This is a genomic window from Seohaeicola sp. 4SK31 (genome assembly GCF_028802875.1).
In the GTDB taxonomy this organism is placed as follows: domain Bacteria; phylum Pseudomonadota; class Alphaproteobacteria; order Rhodobacterales; family Rhodobacteraceae; genus Seohaeicola.
This window is the reverse complement of sequence record NZ_JARAMP010000002.1, coordinates 1-15274: the sequence shown is the minus strand read 5'-3', so window position 1 is coordinate 15274 and position 15274 is coordinate 1. Positions and strand designations below refer to the sequence as shown.

The window sequence follows — 15274 nt, the reverse complement described above, 5'->3', positions numbered from 1 at the left end:
TGCTGGGGACGATCCATTCAAATGATGAAATGTCTTGCGTGCCTTGCGCCCCGGAGGCTTGCGGACATTCAGGCTTGTGTCGGGCCGGTTTTCTTCGCATGATTTTCAGAATGATCATTCTGCAAATCAGCCCGGATCACCGGCTCCTGAAGGAAAGGCCCCCCAAGATGACTCCACGCTCGAGACTTCTGACCGCGACCGCGCTTTGCGCGATCGGATTTGCCGCCACCGCGCAGGCCGAGACGTTCCGCTGGGCCAGCACCACCGATCCGCAGACCATGGACCCGCATGCGGCCAATGTGGCGCCGGTCACGTCCTTTCTGAACAATGTCTATGAAGGGCTGGTGCGCCGTGACAAGGACATGACGATCGTGCCGTCTCTGGCGACAGCATGGGAGCCTTTGGACGGGGCCGAGGCGGGGTGGCGGTTCACGCTGCGCGAGGGGGTGTCATTCCATGGTGGCGAGGATTTCACCGCCGATGACGTGCTGTTCTCCTATGAACGCGCCAAATCCGAGCAGTCCGATGTGCGATCCTGGTTCAGCCCGGTGACCGAGGTGCGGGTGGTGGATGATTTCACCGTCGATTTCATCACCGCGGCCCCCAATCCGCTGTTTCCCGACAGTATCGCCAACTGGATGATCCTTGATCGTGGCTGGACAGAGGCGAACGGGGCCGAAGTGCCCGCGCGGGACGAGGAGAAATTCACCACCCGCAACACGAACGGGACCGGCCCGTTCATCCTGACGGCGCGTGATCCGGGGGTCGAGATCCGGCTGGTCCCGAATCCGGACTGGTGGGACGAGGCGGAGCACAACATCACCGAGGCGGTGTTCAATCCGATCGAGAATGCGGCGACGGGTCTGGCGGCGCTGTTGTCGGGCGAGGTGGATATGCTGTCGCCGATCCCGATCCGCGATGTGGCGCGGCTGCGTGAGACGGACGGTATCCAGACCTATGAGGGGATCGAGGCGCGGGTCATCATGCTGGGATTTGGGCACAGCAAGGACAGTCTGACCTATTCCGTGGAAACGACCGGGGTGAACCCGTTTCAGGACGTGCGCGTGCGTCGCGCCGTGGCGCAGGCGATCGACGTGGACGCGATCAACACGGTTCTCATGTCCGGCATGGCGGAACCTGCCAGCCAGCTGCAACCGGCAGGATTGTCGGGCTATTCCGAGGCAAACGCGGCGCGGCCTGCCTTTGACGAGGCGGCGGCCAAGGCCCTGATGGCGGAGGCCGGGTATGGGGAGGGCTTTTCGTTTGGGCTGCGCTGCACGAATGACCGCTATCTGAACGATGAGGCGGTCTGTCAGGCGATCACCGGCATGTTGCAGCGGGCCGGTCTGGATGCGCGGCTGGAGACGATGCCGGTGCGCAACTACTGGACCGAGCTGCGCGAGGGGAATTACGACATGTTCCTGCTGGGCTGGTCGCCGGGCACTTTTGATGCCGAACATCCGATCCGTTTTCTGGCGGCCACGCCCGATGGCACGCGGGGCACATGGAATTTCGGCGGCTATTCCAACGCGCGCGTGGATGAGCTGTTGCCGCTGATCCAGCAGGAGTTGGACGCGGACAAGCGGCAAGCCATGCTGGACGAGGTGGCAGCGATCCTGCAGGAGGAGGTGGCCTATGTGCCGCTTTATACCGAGCCGCTGGCATGGGCGGCGCGCGACGGGATCGACCTTGTGCAGCGCCCGGACAATTTCTTCATGCTGCGCTGGGTGACGGTGAACTGAGGCACGGCCTTGGGGCAGGGTTCGCGGCGGTTCTCGCGGCGGACCCTGTTGCAGGGCATGCGGTGACAGCGTCATTTGGAGGCGTGATCCAATGCAGGGTGCCACGATGGCCATGACGCTTTCACATCGCGGACGAGGACGGGGCTGACACCCGCTCCTGTCGCTTGATTGGATCGAGCTTCCGGATTTGACCCCGGTTTGTGGCAGGCGCGTCCTGCCGGGAGCACCATGGGCGGCGATAGCTCAGGTGGAAGCGCGTCGGTTTTCCAGTCCGAAGGTCGCCGGTTCGAAGCCGGTTCGCCGCTCCAATTCCAGCCCGGTCCATGATGGTTTGCCTGTCAGTCGATCATTTCGGTCGCAAGACGGGTGTCGAGCAATTCCTGTTCCACCAACAGGTAGATATCCGTGGGCGGTGTGTTCAGGGAATAGCGCATCAGGCCCGGATCTATGCCCATTTCGATCAGGTAGTCGAGGGTCTGGCCCTGACCCAGCTGGACCCTTTCCACCGCCAGAAAGGCGGGCATGTAGCCCGGCGCGTCGTAGAAATGCTGATGCATGCCCAAGGCCGCGTCGCGTGAGGCGCGTCGCGTTTCGCCGGCGGCGAAGATGTAGGGGCAGGAGGACAGGCATACCATGCCGGGCAGCATCACGGTATCCGCTTCTGTCCCGCGCAGGTGACGGCCGATGGCGAGGGCTTCGCTGACCATCCCGCCCGGGCTGTTCAACGCGATGGTCGCGGGCGGTGTCTCGAGACTGGCCAGATGCGCGGCGAAGCGATCCGCGTCGCCCGCATTGATCATGCCGAGGATCAGCAGCGTCTGGTCGGCGGCGTCCGTCGGGATCATGCTGAATTCCAGCCGCGTGGGCATGTCGTCGGGCATGTCGATATCGGGCATGTTTGTGCGGTCGGTGAAACCGGGTTGCAGGCGGGCGGGATCGTAATGGCGGACCTGATCGCCGGGTGAGGCGGGGCCTGTGGGCAGGTCGCGCTGATCCGCAAGGCGCGGCCACCAGCGCGCGTCGATATCCGCGACGACCAGACAGGCGGCCAGAACGGCCTGCGCGATGAGCGCCCATTTCAGACCCTTGCCGATGGTCATGCGGGGTGTGGCGAGCCGGTCCAGCACGGGGTTACTCTGCCGCTTTCAGTCTGGCGTCGCTGTCCGGGTCTTGCGGCATGGCGCGGCGCAGGATCTCGGCATCGGCGGCGCCCATCGAGGCTTCGACATCCTTCATCGCGTTGATCGCGGCCTTGAGATCGGCGAGCGTCAGGGTTTCCTCGATGCTGAGCCCGTCGCGCCCGTTGCGGATCGCGGCCTGCGTGATGGCCAGCACGAAAACCAGAATGCCCGGAAGCAGGTCGATGGCGATCGCCCCGGCCCAGGAGGGCACGAAATTGCCCGCATAGCGTATCACGGCATCGGCGCTGGAGATCGGGTTATAGGCGGTCTCTTGCGGCGGGTCGATGGCCAGCACCTCGTCGGCGGCGCGGCGCAGGGTCAGGCTGCGTTGATCCAGCGCGTTCAGGACCGAGCCGATGGTTGAGGACTGTGCCTCGCGGATGGCAGCGCTGCGCCCGTCGAGTTCGGGCAGCACGACCGAGGCGGGCAGATCCTCGGCGGCGCGGGCGACGAGGGGGGCGACGGAATACTGGTTCAGACTGGCGATGACGCCGGCCAGACGCACGCTTTCCTCGGAAAAGGCGACCGAGCGCTGTTCGACCGGGCCGGGTGCCACGGTCAGGGCGCGCATGCGGCCCAGAATGGCATTGCCATCGGCAAAGGCGGTCGAGATCAGGGGTTGCTGTTCGGCGATCTGGCCTTCCAGATTGCGCAGTTCTTCGGTTTTCTGCGTCAACACCCTGAATACCGCGCCTTCGCCACCAGTGCCGGACAAGGCGCCCGAACGTTCCTGATCGGCCAGCGCCTCGAACGCCTCGCGGGCGCGCTGCACCTCGCGGGCCAGCGCCTGACCGGACAGGGCGATCTCGTGGGATTGCTCCAGTGCGGCCTGATAGTCGCGCACGGTGTTTTCCAGATGCTGTTCGACGGCGGCCGACCCTGCAAGGGCGGCGGCGTTCAGCCAACTGGACATCGCGATGATGGCCAGCGAGCCGACGAAGGTCGAGATCGTGAGCCCGATGAAGCCCGTGGCGCTGCGCATCGCGGGCAGCAGGCGCAGCATGTAGCTCCAGAATACGAAGATGCCGACCGAGACGGCGATGGAATAGGCGACCGCCGCAAAGAAGGACATGGCCCCCGTGTCTTCAAGCAGAGAGGACACGCCGAGATAGGTATAGATGCCCGAGGCGACGGCCAGAACGCCCAGCGCAGCGGGGGTGAAGGTGTCGAGCCAAGCCAGATGCCCTTCCAGTTCTTTGGCGGTGCGCAGGCCCTTGGCCTCGCTGGCTGTCAACTTGCGCGTTCGTTCACTCACATCACACCTCATCCTGCGGGGGCGCGCGGCACTGGCCCGCCCGGCGGCACGGCCGGGCGGCCGCGCTTCACAGGGCAGGATTGCCGGAAACGCGGGCCTGCACAAACAAGTTTTCCGTGATGCGGCTGTGTTCCGCCCGAGATGCGGGCTGCTTTGATCAGCGACGATGGGCCTGCGAGGAGGGCGAGATGGCGTTGGCGGTGTCTTGCAGCCTTGGCAGGATTTCCGCCTCGACGCGGGCATGGGTCCAGGTATGGGCCGAGACCGAGCATTGCACGGCGGCGAAGGCGCGGCCGCTGGGTCCCGTGATCGGGCAGGCCACGCCGATTTCGGACAGGATCATCTGCCCGGAGGAGATCGCATATCCCTTTTCGACAGCGATGTTGATGCTGTCGCGGATCGAGTCGCGGTCGAGGGTCGTCTGTGAGGTGAACGCCTTGAGCGGCCAGGTGCGGATGGCGGCTTCGCGCTCTTCTGGCGGTAAGGTGGCGATCATCGCGCGTCCGCCGGAGGTCGAGAGCGCGGGAAGGCGGCGGCCGATCACGGTCGCGGCGAAATAGGTGCGTTTGCAGGGCAGGCGGCTGACATAGATGATGTGGTCGCCGGAAAGTTCGGCCAGATTGACCGTTTCGCCCAGATCCTGCGACAGGTCGATCAGTTTGGGGATGGCCTGTCCGACCAGTTGATCGGACCAGTAATAGGCATAGGCCAGTTCCAGCCAGGCATGCGAGGGGCGGAAGCGGCGCGTGACCGGGTCCTTGTCCAGCATTCCCTCGACATGGAGGGTGTTGGCCAGCCTCTGGACGGCGCTTTTGTCCAGATTCGTGCGCAGCGCCAGATCGGTCAGAGACAGTTCGGTATGGGTTTCATCGAAGGCCCGCAGGAGCCGCAGCCCCTTGGCCAGTGACCCGACGAAAAGTGTATTTTGTTTCTTTTCCAATCGCTTGCCCCCGCCGCGTCACAAAACCGTTACCCGGAGCCTTGACGCCCCGGCGTTAATCGGAATTTAATAACTAAATAGCAATTCATAATATCATATTATGATACTTGCTTGACGTCAAATGGAAAGCGGATCGCACTCCGCGACATCAGGGAGCTGGCAATGAAACTAACGGTCTTGAAAATGTCGGTCGCAGGCATCGCTCTGGCAGCCGCGACGGGCGCTGCATGGGCGGACAAGGCGAATGACACGCTGCGTCTGGCCTTTACCAAGGAGTTGGAGAATGTTGACAGCTACTTCAACTCGTCCCGCGAGGGCGTTGTCCTTCAGCGTGCCGTCTGGGACGGGCTGATCTATCGCGATCCGGTCACCAATGAATACAAGGGCAATCTGGCCACCGCCTGGGAGTGGATCGACGACACGACCATCGAGTTCAAGCTGCGCGAAGGCGTCAAATTCCATGACGGGTCCGATTTCACCGCCGATGACGTGGTCTTTACCGTCAACTATGTCGCGGACGAGGCGAATGGCGTGAAAACGCAGCGCAACGTGAACTGGATGAAATCCGCCGAGAAGGTGGACGATTATACCGTCCGCATCATGCTGAAGGAGAAGTTCCCCGCGGCCATCGAATTCCTGTCCGGTCCGGTATCGATCTATCCCAGCGACTATTATGCCGAGGCCGGTCCCGAGGGGATGGGGCTGAAGCCGGTGGGCACGGGACCCTACAAGGTCGTGGATGTCACCCCCGGTCAGCATTTCGTGCTTGAGAAATATGAGGGCTATCACGACAGCCCCAAGGGTCAGCCGACCATCGGCAAGGTGGATATCCGCACCATTCCCGACGTGAACACCCAGATCGCGGAGCTGTTCAGCGGCACGCTTGACATGATCTGGCAGGTGCCTTCGGACCAGTCCGAGAAACTGGAGCAGATGGGGCAGTTCACGGTGGCCAACGAATCCACGATGCGCGTGGGCTATCTGGCGATGGATGCCGCCGGGCGGTCGGGCGAGGGACCGTTCACGGATATCCGTGTGCGTCAGGCGGTCAACCATGCGATCAACCGCGAGGAACTGGTTGAGGCGCTGCTCAAGGGCAAGTCGCAGGTCATCTCGACCCCCTGTTTCCCCAGCCAGTTCGGCTGTGATGTGGATGCGGCGGTGTCCTATGACTATGATCCCGAAAAGGCCAAGGCCCTGCTGGCCGAGGCCGGTTATCCGGACGGGTTCACCACCGATTTCTATGCCTATCGCGACCGTGAATATGCCGAGGCGATCTCGAGCTATCTGAATGCGGTCGGTATCCAGACCAACTTCAAGATGTTGCAGTATTCGGCCCTGCGCGAGCTGAACATGAAGGGCGAGACCCCGATCTCGTTCCAGACATGGGGCAGCTACTCGGTCAATGACGCCTCGGCCATGGTCAGCCAGTTCTTCAAGCACGGATCGCTGGATGATGCACGTGACGACGAAACGCTTGGGTATCTGGACATCGCGGACAGCTCGACCGATCCCGAGGTGCGCAAGGAGAACTATGCCAAGGCGATCGAGCGTATCACGGAAGAAGCGTATTGGGCGCCGATGTTCTCGTACAACACCAACTATGTCTATACCAACGAGGTGGCCTATACGCCGACGGCGGATGAGGTGCTGCGCTTCACCACGATGACCTGGAACTGAGACCTGTTGCGGGGGTGCCTGTGCGCCCCCGCATTCTGACTGGCCCGGACCGTTGGGCCAAGATCATACGCAGCGGCCAAGGGTCTGCTGCGCAAATCCAAGGTGATTGATCCCGTGCTTCACTTCATACTCAAACGGCTTGGGTTGGCTGTCCTTGTCGCCTTCACCGTGTCTTTTATCAGCTTCAGCCTGCTGTTCCTGTCGGGTGATCCGGCGGCGGCGCTTGCGGGGGAAACCGCGAGTGGCGAGGATATCGAGGCGCTGCGCAGGCTTTATGGCTTCGACCGGCCCATGCTGGTGCAATATGGCGAATGGCTTTGGTCCGCCCTGCGGGGTGATTTCGGCGAAAGCTACTACTTCAAGCTGCCGGTGGCGTCGCTGATTGCGGACAGGCTGGGCGTGACGATGCTGCTGGGTGTCTGCGGGATCAGTTTCGCGCTGCTGACGGCCGTGCCCCTGGGTGTGGTGGCGGCGATCCGGCCCAATTCGCTGATTGACCGTGCCGCACTTTTCATTTCGGTCGCGGGGCAGGCGATGCCAAGCTTCTGGTTCGGTCTGATCCTGATCGTGGTCTTTGCCATCCAGCTGGGCTGGTTGCCACCATCGGGCACCGGGACATGGCGGCATTTCGTGATGCCGACCATCGTGCTGGGCTATTACGCGATGCCCGCCATCATGCGCCTGACGCGGGCGGGGATGCTGGATGTGCTGTCCTCCGACTACATCCGCACGGCGCGGGCCAAGGGCGCGAACGAGACGCGCGTTCTGTTCCGCCATGCGCTGCGCAATGCGATCATCCCGGTGGTCAGTCTGGCCGCCGTGCAGATGGGCTTCATGCTGGGCGGGTCCATCGTGGTGGAGTCGATCTTTGCGCTGCACGGGGCCGGGTATCTGGCCTGGGAGAGCATCGCGCGCAACGACCTGCCGACCGTGCAGGCGCTGATCCTGATCTTTTCGATGTTCTACATCGTGTTCACCTTTCTGGCCGATGTGCTGAACGCCTGGCTTGATCCCCGCATGAGGAGCAGCTGACATGGCTGATGTGACATCGCATGACCGTTTGCTAAACGAGATCACGGGCCCCACGCCGGGGCAGATGCTGCGCAAGCGCGTCTTTGGGCATCAGGGCCTGCTGATCGGTCTGGTGGTTCTGCTGCTGCTGACGCTGGTTGCGATCTTCGCGCCGTGGCTGGCTCCGCATGATCCCTATGCCCAAAGCCTGATGACGCGGATGGAGCCGCCTGTGTTCATGGGGGGCTCGTGGGACCATCCATTGGGCACTGACCATCTGGGGCGGGATTATCTGTCGCGGCTGATCTATGGCGCGCGGGTGTCGCTGCTGATCGGGGCGGTGGCGGCGTTGATTTCCGGTGTGATCGGCACGGCGATGGGCGTGGCTGCGGGCTATTTCGGCGGCAAGGTCGATACTGTCGTGACATTCCTGATCAATGTGCGGCTGGCCATGCCCGTGGTGCTGGTGGCGCTGGCCGTGGTCGCGATCCTTGGCGGATCGCTGGAGGTGGTGATCGTGGTTCTGGGCCTGCTGCTGTGGGATCGTTTCGCGGTCGTCATGCGCGCGTCCACCATGCAAGTGCGGCGGCGCGAATATGTGGCGGCGGCGCAGGTCATTGGCGCCTCGACCCCGCGCATCCTTTTGTCCGAGATCATGCCGAACATCGCCAACAACCTGATCGTGGTGGTCACGCTGGAAATGGCCCATGCGATCCTGCTGGAGGCGGCGCTGTCCTTCCTTGGTCTGGGGGTGCAGCCGCCGACGCCAAGCTGGGGTCTGATGGTGTCCGAGGGCAAGAACATGATGCTGTTCGAGCCATGGCTGGTGCTGATCCCCGGCGCGGTGCTGTTCGTGCTGGTGCTGGCGATCAACCTGATGGGTGACGGTCTGCGCGATGTCACCGCCCCTGAGAACCGGAGCTGACCGATGTCTGAACCTCTTCTGAGTGTCCGCAACCTGACGCTGGACATCCCCACGGGCAGCGGCACGCTGCATGCGGTGCGCGGCATCGATTTCGACCTGAACCGGGGCGAGACTCTGTGCATCGTGGGTGAAAGCGGATCGGGGAAATCCCTGACCTCGCTGGCGCTGATGGGGCTGCTGGGCAAGGGCATCAAGCGCAGCGCGGATCGCATGACCTTTGACGGGACGGAACTGACCACGGCGGACAGCCGCAAGATGCGGTCGCTGCGCGGGGCGCGGATGGCGATGATCTTTCAGGAGCCGATGACCTCGCTGAACCCGGCCTATACGATCGGGGATCAACTGGCCGAGGCGTTGCTGTTGCACCGCAATGTGACGCGGGCCGCGGCGCGGGCGCGGGCGGTTGAACTGCTGGAAAAGGTGGGGATCACGGCGGCGGAAAGCCGGCTGTCGCAATATCCGCATCAGTTGTCGGGCGGGTTGCGGCAGCGGGTGATGATCGCGATGGCGCTGATGTGCGAGCCGGAACTGATCATCGCGGATGAGCCGACGACGGCGCTGGATGTGACCATTCAGGCGCAGATCCTGCGGTTGCTGCATGATCTAGGGCGCGAGATGAACATGGCGATGATCCTGATCACCCACGATCTGGGTGTCGTGGCGCGGGTCGCGGACAAGGTGGCGGTCATGTATGCGGGCGAGCTGGTCGAGACCGGCCCGGTGGGCGAGATCTTCAACGCGCCCACGCATCCCTATACGCGGGGCTTGTTGCGCTGCATTCCCTTGCCCGGCAAGACCGCGCGGGGCAGCCAGTTGGGCACCATTCCGGGCATCGTGCCGTCTCTGGTGGGCGCGGTGGAGGGCTGCGTGTTCCGCACGCGCTGTCCGCATGCGACGATGGAGTGTCGCGGCCCCATACCGAAACGCGTGGACGGAGATCATGCGTTCCGCTGCATTTTCCCCGATGGAAAGCGCCATGACGAGAAGGAGCTGACGGCATGAAAGATACCGTGACCCAAAGCCCGGTTCTGGAACTGTCGGGCGTCACCAAGACCTATCGCGTCAAGCAGGGCCTGTTCGGTGGCGTCAAGCCGCTGACAGCCGTCAATGACGTGTCGTTGCAACTGGGCCGGGGCGAGGTTCTGGGACTGGTGGGGGAATCCGGTTGCGGCAAGTCCACGCTGGCCAAGATCCTGCTGGGACTGGAGGCTCCGACGGCGGGACAGGTGCTGGTGGATGGCGAGGATATCTCGGCGCAGGGACGGCTGGCGCTGGCGCGGCGGATTCAGCCGATCTTTCAGGACCCCTATTCCTCGCTCAACCCGCGCAAGAGCATTTACGACATCATCTCGCTGCCCTTGCGGGTGCATGGGATCGGGGATGAGGCGAGCCGGACCAAGCAGGTGCGCGAGATTCTGGATGTGGTGGGACTGCCCGCGCGGGTGATGAACACCTTTCCCAGCCAGATGTCGGGCGGTCAGCGCCAGCGGGTCGCGATTGCCCGCGCGCTGATCATGAAGCCCGAGGTGGTGATCTGCGACGAGCCGACCTCGGCTTTGGATGTGTCGGTGCAGAGCCAGATTCTGAACCTGCTGGGCGATCTGCGGCGCGAGTTCGGTCTGACCTATCTGTTCATCAGCCACAACCTTGCCGTGGTCGAGCATCTGGCGACAAGGGTGGCTGTGATGTATCTGGGCCGGATCGTCGAGGAGAACAGCGTGGCGGGTCTGTTCGACGCGCCGCGTCATCCCTATACGCAGGCCCTGCTGAAATCGGTTCTGACGCCCGAGCCGGGTCTGGGCGTGCCCGATACGCAGCTTGGCATGGCCTATCCCAATCCGATCGCGCCACCGCCGGGCTGCCACTTCCACCCGCGCTGTCCGCGCGCCACGGATCTGTGCCGCAGGACATTCCCCCGGTCCATCGATACGCCCGAAGGTCATGTGGCCTGTCACCTGCATGATCCGCAAACCGCCATGTATGCGCAGGAATGATCAGATGTCGTTGAACCTGTCACGCAGCATGGTGACCCGCAAGACGGTCATCGAAACCGAACATGGCGTTGTCGCCGCGCAGCACAGGCTGGCCGCGCTGGCGGGGGCCGAGGTTCTTGCGGCGGGTGGCGATGCCGTGGATGCGGCTGTCGCCACGTCTTTCGTGATCGGCGTGCTGGAGCCTTGGATGAGCGGGCCTGCCGGGGGCGGGGCCATGATGCTGTGGCGCGCCGAGCAAGGGCAGGCGGTGGCGCTGAACCACGGGATGCGCGCGCCTGCGGCGCTTGATCCGGCCGACTATCCGCTGAGCGGGCGCGGCGCGGCGGGTGATCTGTTTCCATGGGAGCATGTGGAGGGTGACCGCAACGTGCAGGGTGCCACGGCCATTGCGGTGCCGGGGGTCGTGGACGGGTTGGGTCAAGCCCATGCGCGTTATGGCCGGATGCCTTGGGCCGAGCTTGTGTCTCCGGCGATCGACCATGCGCGGCAAGGCCTGCTGGTGGATTGGTTCGCGGCGCTGGTCATCGCGTCCTGCACACGCGAACTGGCCAAGGATGCGGATGCGGCGGCGCTGTTCCTTGAGGATGGGCAATGGCCCACGATCAGCGGCTGGACGGCGCTTGCGGACAAGCGGCTGGACCAGTCCCGCATGGCCGACAGTCTGGACCAGATCGCGCGGCATGGGGCGCGTGCGCTTTATGACGGTGATCTGGGCGCGGCGATGGCGGCGGATGTGCAGGCCAAGGGCGGCTGCCTGACAGTTGATGATCTGCGCGGCTATCAGGCGCGCTTTCATGATCCGCTGAGCTTTGCCTATCGCGATGCGCGGTTTCATGTGGTGCCGGGGCTGACGGCAGGGCCGACCTTCCGCGATACCTTTGCCCATCTGGCCGAGGCGCGGATGGGAGACAGGCCGGGCGCTGACAGCTATGCTGCGATGGCAGGGGCGTTGCAATCGGCCTATGCGGCGCGGCTGGAATCAATGGGCGATACTGGTGAAAGCCCTGAGGCGCCGGGCTGCACCACCCATTTCTCGGTCGTGGACCGGCAGGGCAATATGGTGGCGCAGACACAGACGCTGCTGTCGATCTTTGGATCGCGCGTCGTGTCGCCCAGCACCGGATTTCTGATGAACAACGGGATCATGTGGTTCGATCCGGTGCAGGGACGTCCCAATTCGCTGGGACCCGGTAAGCGTTGTCTGATGAATGTCTGCCCGGTGATCGGCGAACAGGGTGAGCGGCGTTTCGCTTTTGGGGCATCCGGCGGGCGCAAGATCATGGGGGCTGTGGCGCAGCTCTCGTCTTGCGTGACCGATTTCGGCATGGATCTGGCAGACAGTTTCCACCAGCCGCGCATGGATGTGTCAGGGGATCAGCTGATCGCCGATGACGCGCTGCCGCGCGAAGTGCTGGACAGGTTGCGCCAGACGCATAAGGTGACGACGACCAGACGGACGATCTTTCCCTATGCCTTTGCCTGCCCGGCGGGTGTGATGCGGCGCGGAAAGCTGAACTCCGGCTGCACCGAGATCATGTCGCCCTGGGGCGACGCCATTTCCGAAGATATGACCCATGAAAGCTGACAGCATGACCCGTGACACCGCGATCGAGACCATCTCCTCTTACTTCGACGGGGGCAGCTTCCAGTCGGATCTGGCCGGTCTTGTCGGCTTTCAGACGGAAAGCCAGAACCCGAACCAGGCCGTGGAACTGATGCGCTATCTGACCGAGGCGATGGAGCCTCGTCTGGTCGCGTTGGGATTTGCCTGCACGATCTTTGCCAATCCCGACCCGCGCGGCGGCCCGCTGCTGATCGGCGAGCGGCATGAAGGGGACGATCTGCCCACGATCCTGACCTATGGCCACGGCGATGTGATCCGTGCCCAGACCGACCAATGGCGCGAGGGGCTGCATCCGTTCACGCTGGTTGAGGAGGGGGATCGTCTGTATGGGCGCGGCACGGCGGACAACAAATGCCAGCATCTGATCAATATCGCCGCACTAGAGGCGGTTCTGGCCACGCGTGGCAGGCTTGGCTTCAACGTGCGCATCGTGATCGAGATGAGCGAAGAGACGGGATCGCCGGGTCTGCCCGAGTTCTTTGCCGCGCAGAAGGACAGGTTGACCGCTGATGTGCTGATCGCCTCGGACGGGCCGCGTCTGCAACCGGATGTGCCGACGATGTTCATGGGATCGCGCGGGGGGGTGACCTTTGATCTGATCGTCGATCTGCGCGAGGGGGCGCATCATTCGGGCAACTGGGGCGGATTGCTGGCGGACCCCGCGATGATCCTGACACAGGCCTTGGCCACGATCACTGACGCGCGCGGCCAGATCCGCATCCCGGAATGGCGCCCCGACAGCCTGACCCCGGCGGTGCGCAAGGCTCTGGACGGGCTGCCGATCCATGCCGAGGACGGGCCGGCCATCGACACCGATTGGGGCGAGGAAAGCCTGACTCCGGCCGAGCGGGCCTATGGCTGGAACAGCTTTGCGATCCTTGCGATGAAAAGCGGTGTGCCCGAGGCCCCGGTGAATGCGATTTCGGCCCATGCGCGAGCCACCTGCCAGTTGCGCTATGTCGTGGGGACCGATCCCGAGGATATCCTGCCCGCGCTGCGCCGCTATCTGGACGCGCATGGGTTCGAGGCGGTGCAGATCGAACCGCATGATCGCGGGTTCTTCCGCGCGACACGGCTGGACCCGGATCACCCTTGGGTGGCCTTCGTGGCCGACAGCCTGACACGCAGCGCCGGGCGCGCGCCCCATATCCTGCCCAATCTTGCGGGATCTCTGCCCAATGACAGTTTCACCGACATTCTGGGTCTGCCCACGGTCTGGGTGCCGCATTCCTATCGCGGCTGCTCGCAGCATGCGCCGAATGAACATGTGCTCAAACCCGTGTGCCGTGACGCGCTGCGCCTGATGGCGGGGCTGTTCTGGGATCTGGGCGAGGGCGGCACACCCGCGCGCAACGCCGCCTGAGACGGAGTGCTGGCGGCGCGGCCCGCAGCGTGGTGGCGCCGTCACACCGGCGGTGGCAGAGTCGCGATGCATTGACTGTGCGTCGCTCCTCGGCTGGCGTGCGAAGCCCTGCTTCCCGTGCGGATCAGCGAGACCAGTTGACCTGCCTGCTGCGGGGCGGTCTAAGGTTGCGTGAGGTCACGCAAGGCGCGGAGTGCTGTGTCTTGCCGAGCAGGGCGATTGATCATGTCCCTTTTTGAACGCTTTCTGACGCTTTGGGTTTTCCTGTGCATCATCGCGGGAATCGTGCTGGCCACCCTGTTGCCAGGGGTTTTTGCGGCTTTGGCCGCAGTTGAATATGCCTCGGTCAATCTTGTGGTGGCGGTGCTGATCTGGGCGATGGTCTATCCGATGATGGTTGCGGTAGATTTCACCGCGCTTGGGCGGGTGGGCGAGCGTCCGAAGGGGTTGATCATCACCGTGGTCGTGAACTGGCTGATCAAGCCCTTCACAATGGCGGCACTGGGTGTGCTGTTCTTCAATCACGTTTTTGCCGACCTGATCGACCCTGCGGATGCCGGTCAGTATATCGCGGGGTTGATCCTGTTGGGGGCGGCCCCCTGCACCGCGATGGTCTTTGTCTGGTCGCAACTGACCAAGGGGGATCCGAACTACACGCTGGTGCAGGTTTCGCTCAACGATGTGATCATGGTTTTTGCCTTCGCGCCCATTGTGGCGCTTCTGCTGGGTGTGACCGAACTGTCGGTGCCGTGGGAAACGCTGGTGCTGTCGGTCGTGCTCTATGTGGTGCTGCCCCTGACGGCGGGGGCGATCACGCGGGCGCGGCTGATGCGGCAGGGGGGTGAGGCGGCCGTCGCGGGGTTCACGGCGCGGATCAAGCCCGCCTCGGTGCTGGGTTTGCTGCTGACGGTCGTGCTGCTGTTCGGGTTTCAGGGGAATGTCATTCTGGACCGGCCGTTCCTGATCCTGCTGCTGGCGACTCCGATCCTGATCCAGTCCTATGGGATCTTTGCCATCGCCTATGCCTGGGCCTGGCGCTGGCGCGTGCCGCATAACGTGGCCGCCCCTTGTGCGTTGATCGGCACGTCCAACTTCTTTGAACTGGCGGTGGCCGTGGCCATCGGTTTGTTCGGGCTGAACTCGGGGGCCGCGCTGGTCACTGTGGTAGGTGTGCTGGTCGAGGTGCCGGTGATGCTGTCGCTGGTCTGGTTTGCCAATCGCACGCGTGGCCGGTTTCCGTCAGAGGCGGCGTGATCCACCCCGAGCCCGCGTGCCGCAATTTGCGCCATGCTACGGCGATACGCCGCGTCGCTGCGATGGCAGGGGGTCTTTCGCGCCCGGTTTGATTTACATCAACGCGCGGTTGCGCGGCGCGGGGCAGATATCCTCAAGGTTGCCGATGCGACTTGTGGCGCATGGCGGTGATGCCGGAAAAGGCCCGCTGAAAGGAGTCCGATGCTGCTGACCGATCCGCACAGCCAGTCTGCCGATGCCTGTCTGTCGGCGCTGGACTCGGACCCGGCGGGGTTGAGTGCGGCGGAGGCGGCGCGGCGACTGGC

Annotated in this window: 12 protein-coding genes and 2 tRNA genes; 11 read left to right on the top strand and 3 right to left on the bottom strand. The window is 63.7% G+C overall.

Translation table 11 applies throughout. From position 1 onward, the window contains the following. Nucleotides 1-167: 167 nt before the first annotated feature. From PVW27_RS01675 to PVW27_RS01665, 3 genes are all read left to right on the top strand, one after another. Entirely contained in the window at nucleotides 168-1742 is a 1575-nt protein-coding gene (locus PVW27_RS01675) for an ABC transporter substrate-binding protein (protein WP_274554803.1), read from the top strand. 153 nt (nucleotides 1743-1895) lie between these two features. Next, nucleotides 1896-1971 (top strand) — tRNA-Gln (locus PVW27_RS01670). A gap of 3 nt (nucleotides 1972-1974) precedes the next feature. Further along, nucleotides 1975-2050: transfer RNA gene (locus tag PVW27_RS01665), tRNA-Gly, on the top strand. 30 nt (nucleotides 2051-2080) lie between these two features. On the opposite strand, the gene PVW27_RS01660 is transcribed toward PVW27_RS01665, so the two are convergent. The 3 genes from PVW27_RS01660 to PVW27_RS01650 all read right to left on the bottom strand — a co-directional run bounded on the left by PVW27_RS01660 (nucleotide 2081) and on the right by PVW27_RS01650 (nucleotide 5118). Then, complete coding sequence (locus PVW27_RS01660) at nucleotides 2081-2869, bottom strand: ATP-dependent Clp protease proteolytic subunit (RefSeq protein ID WP_274554802.1); 789 nt, start codon at nucleotides 2867-2869, stop codon at nucleotides 2081-2083. A 4-nt stretch (nucleotides 2870-2873) separates the two neighbouring features. After that, the gene (locus PVW27_RS01655; protein ID WP_432762046.1) at nucleotides 2874-4190 is read right to left on the bottom strand and encodes a hypothetical protein; all 1317 of its coding nucleotides are present in this window, start codon (nucleotides 4188-4190) and stop codon (nucleotides 2874-2876) included. 145 nt (nucleotides 4191-4335) lie between these two features. Next, on the bottom strand, nucleotides 4336-5118 hold the full coding sequence (locus PVW27_RS01650) for an IclR family transcriptional regulator (RefSeq protein ID WP_274554800.1): 783 nt from the start codon (nucleotides 5116-5118) through the stop codon (nucleotides 4336-4338). A 183-nt stretch (nucleotides 5119-5301) separates the two neighbouring features. On the opposite strand from PVW27_RS01650, the gene PVW27_RS01645 reads away from it, so the two are divergent. From PVW27_RS01645 to arsB, 8 genes are all read left to right on the top strand, one after another. Beyond that, a complete protein-coding gene (locus tag PVW27_RS01645) occupies nucleotides 5302-6798 on the top strand; it encodes an ABC transporter substrate-binding protein (protein ID WP_274555076.1) in 1497 nt (498 codons plus the stop codon). 114 nt (nucleotides 6799-6912) lie between these two features. Next, nucleotides 6913-7830: an ABC transporter permease gene (locus tag PVW27_RS01640; RefSeq protein WP_274554799.1), complete on the top strand. Its 918-nt coding sequence runs from the start codon at nucleotides 6913-6915 to the stop codon at nucleotides 7828-7830. 1 nt (nucleotide 7831) lies between these two features. Then, nucleotides 7832-8734, top strand: a complete 903-nt coding sequence (locus tag PVW27_RS01635) for an ABC transporter permease (RefSeq protein WP_274554798.1) — start codon at nucleotides 7832-7834, stop codon at nucleotides 8732-8734. A 3-nt stretch (nucleotides 8735-8737) separates the two neighbouring features. Beyond that, the gene (locus PVW27_RS01630) at nucleotides 8738-9736 is read left to right on the top strand and encodes an ABC transporter ATP-binding protein (protein ID WP_274554797.1); all 999 of its coding nucleotides are present in this window, start codon (nucleotides 8738-8740) and stop codon (nucleotides 9734-9736) included. Beyond that, the gene (locus PVW27_RS01625; protein ID WP_274554796.1) at nucleotides 9733-10728 is read left to right on the top strand and encodes an ABC transporter ATP-binding protein; all 996 of its coding nucleotides are present in this window, start codon (nucleotides 9733-9735) and stop codon (nucleotides 10726-10728) included. The genes PVW27_RS01630 and PVW27_RS01625 overlap by 4 nt, the downstream gene beginning before the upstream one ends. 4 nt (nucleotides 10729-10732) lie before the next feature. After that, nucleotides 10733-12313, top strand: a complete 1581-nt coding sequence (locus PVW27_RS01620; protein WP_274554795.1) for a gamma-glutamyltransferase — start codon at nucleotides 10733-10735, stop codon at nucleotides 12311-12313. Nucleotides 12314-12317: 4 nt separating this feature from the next. Further along, nucleotides 12318-13715: a M20 family metallopeptidase gene (locus tag PVW27_RS01615; RefSeq protein ID WP_274555075.1), complete on the top strand. Its 1398-nt coding sequence runs from the start codon at nucleotides 12318-12320 to the stop codon at nucleotides 13713-13715. Nucleotides 13716-13940: 225 nt separating this feature from the next. Continuing rightward, the gene (gene arsB, locus PVW27_RS01610) at nucleotides 13941-14969 is read left to right on the top strand and encodes an ACR3 family arsenite efflux transporter (RefSeq protein ID WP_274554794.1); all 1029 of its coding nucleotides are present in this window, start codon (nucleotides 13941-13943) and stop codon (nucleotides 14967-14969) included. The last annotated feature ends 305 nt before the right edge of the window (nucleotides 14970-15274 follow it).

Coding starts and splice junctions, on each gene's coding strand:
- PVW27_RS01675 (WP_274554803.1), top strand. CDS start 168: ATGACTCCACGCTCGAGACTTCTGACCGCGACCGCGCTTTGCGCGATC.
- arsB (WP_274554794.1), top strand. CDS start 13,941: ATGTCCCTTTTTGAACGCTTTCTGACGCTTTGGGTTTTCCTGTGCATC.
- PVW27_RS01635 (WP_274554798.1), top strand. CDS start 7,832: ATGGCTGATGTGACATCGCATGACCGTTTGCTAAACGAGATCACGGGC.
- PVW27_RS01615 (WP_274555075.1), top strand. CDS start 12,318: ATGACCCGTGACACCGCGATCGAGACCATCTCCTCTTACTTCGACGGG.
- PVW27_RS01630 (WP_274554797.1), top strand. CDS start 8,738: ATGTCTGAACCTCTTCTGAGTGTCCGCAACCTGACGCTGGACATCCCC.
- PVW27_RS01655 (WP_432762046.1), bottom strand. CDS start 4,190: ATGAGGTGTGATGTGAGTGAACGAACGCGCAAGTTGACAGCCAGCGAG.
- PVW27_RS01645 (WP_274555076.1), top strand. CDS start 5,302: ATGTCGGTCGCAGGCATCGCTCTGGCAGCCGCGACGGGCGCTGCATGG.
- PVW27_RS01620 (WP_274554795.1), top strand. CDS start 10,733: ATGTCGTTGAACCTGTCACGCAGCATGGTGACCCGCAAGACGGTCATC.
- PVW27_RS01625 (WP_274554796.1), top strand. CDS start 9,733: ATGAAAGATACCGTGACCCAAAGCCCGGTTCTGGAACTGTCGGGCGTC.